Below are 723 nucleotides of genomic sequence, written 5' to 3'. Positions count from 1 at the left end.
TTTTGATTGAACGTTCAATCAACAAAGAATAAGATCTGCGACAATTCGTCGCTGCTTACAGATTTTTCCTACGCATAAATGACGAAAAACCGACATCTAAAACGGCTCGAAACCTATACGCCACGGCGCTTTTGGGGTTTCGGGCTTTTTCGGGGTGTCTTTATAACACCCGCTGGTCGGCTGCCAACTAACCGATTGGTCGGGTCACGCGCTGCCTTGTGATCTTCTCCCGCACTGCCCGGAGCATCTGTGCCATGAGTTCTGCCTCACTAATAAAGACCCCACCCGAGAAGGTGACGGTCAACGGTTGGGTGTTCTACACCTCCACCGCGTTGATTCTGTTGTTGACCGCCATTCTGATCATCGCCCCGCAAGAGGCCGGTCGAATGCTCGGTACAGCGCAAGCCTGGCTGTCACGCAGCTTTGGCTGGTATTACATGGTGGTGATCGCCGCCTATCTGATTTTCGTGGTGGGCCTGGCTTTTTCGTCCTACGGCAAACTGAAACTGGGCAGCAAGGACGATACCCCGGATTTCAGCTACGGCGCCTGGGCGGGGATGCTGTTTTCTTCCGGTATCGGCATTTCGCTGTTGTACTTTGGCGCATCCGAGCCTCTGGACCATTACTTCAACCCGCCGGAAGGCGTAGCCGCCAGCAACCTTGCGGCGCGTCAGGCGGTTCAGCTGACGTTCCTGCACTGGGGCCTGCATGGCTGGGCGATCT

1 protein-coding gene is annotated in these 723 nt (G+C 55.3%); it reads left to right on the top strand.

The window, feature by feature from the left end; genetic code table 11:
• Positions 1-254 precede the first annotated feature (254 nt).
• The coding region (locus D8V06_RS20395; protein ID WP_177434460.1) for a BCCT family transporter at positions 255-723 on the top strand (469 nt) is incomplete at its 3' end.

This window comes from Pseudomonas sp. Sample_24 (assembly GCF_004307605.1).
Classification (GTDB): domain Bacteria; phylum Pseudomonadota; class Gammaproteobacteria; order Pseudomonadales; family Pseudomonadaceae; genus Aquipseudomonas.
This window is presented reverse-complemented; position numbering and strand designations above follow the sequence as displayed.